Raw genomic sequence first — 3038 nt, 5'->3', positions numbered from 1 at the left:
CCAAGCTCATCGAGCGCAACACCACCATCCCCGCCAAGAAGAGCCAGGTCTTCACCACCGCCGCCGACAACCAGACCAGCGTGGAGGTCCACGTCCTCCAGGGCGAGCGGGAAATGGCCCAGTACAACAAGACCCTGGGCCGGTTCAACCTGGACGGCATCGCCCCCGCACGCCGGGGCGTGCCCCAGATCGAGGTGACCTTCGACATCGACGCCAACGGCATCGTCAACGTCTCCGCCAAGGACCTGGGCACCGGCAAGGAGCAGCACATCACCATCACCTCCTCCACCAACATGTCCAAGGAGGACATCGACAAGGCCGTCAAGGAGGCCGAGCAGTTCGCCGCCGAGGACGCCAAGCGGAAGGAAGAGGTGGAGATCCGCAACCAGGGCGACCAGATGGTCTACCAGACCGAGAAGGTCATGGAGGAGCTGAAGGATAAGCTGGACGCCAGCGACAAGTCCACCCTGGACGCCGCCCTCAGCAAGCTCAAGGAGGCCCTCAAGGGCGCCGACGCCAACGCCATCAAGACGGCCACCGAGGAGCTCAGCCGCACCTTCTACCCCATCAGCGAGAAGCTCTACAACCAGGCCGGCGGCCCCCAGGCCGGGGGACCCGATATGGGCGGCGCGGGCTTCGGCGGCGGTCAGGCCGCCGGCGGCGCCGACCCCAACGTGGTGGACGCCGACTACCAGGTGGTGGACGACGACAAGTAATTCCATTTGCTCCAGGAGGAGGGATACGGACTCCCCGGGGCGGGGGCCGGCCCGGCCGGCCCTCCCCTCCGGCGGTCCGTCTCCCCTCTTTTCCTGTCTCCTATGAAACGAGGTGAACACACATATGGCGGACCAAAAACGAGATTATTATGAGGTCCTGGGCGTCAGCAAGGGGGCCAGCGACGACGAGATCAAAAAGTCCTACCGCAAGCTGGCCAAGAAATATCACCCCGACCTGAATCCCGGGGACAAAACCGCCGAGGCCAACTTCAAGGAGGTCAACGAGGCCTACGAGGTCCTCTCCGACAAGGAGAAGCGCGCCCGCTACGACCAGTTCGGCCACGCGGGGGTGGACCCCAACTTCAACCCCGGCGCGGGGGGCGGCTTCGGCGGCTTCACCGACATGGGGGACATCGACCTGGGCGACCTCTTCGGCTCCTTTTTCGGCGGGGGCTTCGGCGGCTTCGGCGGCGGAGGCGCTTCCAGCCGCCGCAACGCCCCCCAGAAGGGGGAGACCGTCCGGGCAGGGGTCACCATCTCCTTCCAGGAGGCGGCCTTCGGCTGCGAGAAGGAGGTCACCGTCTCCCGCACCGAGCCCTGCGACGTGTGCAAGGGCAGCGGCTGCGCCCCGGGCACCACGGCGGAGGTCTGTCCCGACTGCCATGGCAGCGGCGCCGTGCGGATTCAGCGGGGAGGCGGCGGCTTCGCCTTCTCCACCACCACCACCTGCCCCAAGTGCCGGGGCACCGGCAAGATCATCCACCAGCCCTGTAAGACCTGCAACGGCGCCGGAAGCGTCCGGCGGCAAAAGAAGCTGATGGTCACCATCCCCGCCGGCATCGACGACGGCCAGGCCGTCTCCCTCCGGGGCCAGGGCGGCGCAGGCCGCAACGGAGGCCCCCCCGGGGACCTGCTCATCGCCGTCTCCGTGACCCCCCATCCCCTCTTCCGACGGGAAGGCACGTCGGTCTACCTAGAGCAGCCGGTCTCCTTCGCCCAGGCCGCCCTGGGGGCCGAGCTGGAGATCCCCACCATCGACGGCAACGTCAAGTACACCATGCCTGAGGGCACCCAGACGGGCGCCACCTTCCGCCTGCGGGGCAAGGGCATCCCCAGCCTCAACGGCCGGGGCCGGGGGGACCAGTACGTCACCGTGAAGGTCCAGGTCCCCACCGGGATGAACAAGGAGCAGAAGGACGCCCTGCGGGAGTTTGCCCGCACCATGGGCGACGCCGCCCACGGCGGCGATCCCATCAAAAACTTCTTCGAGAACCTGGGGGGCAAAAAGAAAAAATAAGGCCCGGCTCCGGCCCGCACAAATGCGCGGCGGGCCGGAGCCTTTTTTGCTCCGCCGCGCAGAATCTTTTGACAAACCTCTGGAAAAGCAATACAATAGGGGCGGTCCTACCTGCGGGGGGACCGCCCATCCTCGTCTTCCCGGAGGTGTCTCATGTCTGAGCTCTGGCCCGCGCTGGGAACTGCCCTCCAGCAGTCCATCCCCCTTCTCTGCGCCCTGGTGGTGCTGGCGGGGATAATTCTCTTCTTTGCCCGCTGCTGTCTCGTCTCCCTCCCCCGGAAGGGGAGCCTGGAGTGGGTGGCCCTCCAGGAGCGCCGCCCCTTCTCCCTGACTCTGCCCTGCCACCCCATGGCCCGGGGCGACGTCCTGCCCCTGGTCCTGCTGACGGCGGCCTATGCCGCCACCGCCTTCTTCCGACTGGGCGCCTTCACCGCCCCCCAGTCGGCCCTGGACTTCGGGGAGAACCAGACCGTCACCGTCACCCTGTCCCAGACCGTCTACCTCACCAAGCTGATGTACTTTTCCAACCTGGGCGCCGGCAGCTACAACCTGGAGGTCTCCGCTGACGGGGAGACCTGGTACACCCTCTGGCAGCGGCAGGACGAGGCCGGAAACACCGTGGACTATTGGGCCGACGCCGACGGCTACGCCCCCAGCTACGCCCTGCCCCAGGCCTACAACGACCTCTTCAAGTGGCTGGAGGTCCGCCCGGAGAACCCCCAGAATGTCCGGTATCTCCGCATCACCGGCCGGGCCGACAGCGGCCTGCTGGAGCTGGGAGAGCTGGCCCTCTACGGCAGCCTGGGGGGAAGTGAGGACCCCCAGGGCCTCCTGCGCCTGGCCCCGGAGAGGACGGGGAGCTCCGGCCTCACCGCCGCCGGGGCCGGCCCCCTCTTTGACGAGCAGGGCGCCGTACCGGAGCAGTCCAGCTGGTACAACTCCGCCTACTTCGACGAGATCTACCACCCCCGCACCGCCCTGGAGCACATCGAGAACGTCTACCCCTACGAGGTCTCCCACCCGCC

General features: G+C 67.4%; 2 protein-coding genes and 1 pseudogene. All 3 read left to right on the top strand.

All coding sequences use genetic code 11. The annotated features are described in order from the left end of the window. Positions 1–716, top strand: a 716-nt coding sequence (locus tag Q0K09_RS10635; protein WP_294476206.1) for an Hsp70 family protein, incomplete at its 5' end; no start/stop codon positions are given. Between the two features lie 124 nt (positions 717–840). Further along, complete coding sequence (dnaJ, locus tag Q0K09_RS10630; RefSeq protein ID WP_294476204.1) at positions 841–2013, top strand: molecular chaperone DnaJ; 1173 nt, start codon at positions 841–843, stop codon at positions 2011–2013. Between the two features lie 153 nt (positions 2014–2166). Beyond that, positions 2167–3038: pseudogene (locus Q0K09_RS10625) on the top strand (dolichyl-phosphate-mannose--protein mannosyltransferase); the annotation flags it as partial.

It is taken from the genome of uncultured Intestinimonas sp. (genome assembly GCF_944387725.1).
Lineage (GTDB): Bacteria > Bacillota > Clostridia > Oscillospirales > Oscillospiraceae > Intestinimonas.
The sequence above is the reverse complement of the archived record's forward strand: the minus strand, read 5'-3'. Positions and strand labels throughout refer to the sequence as shown.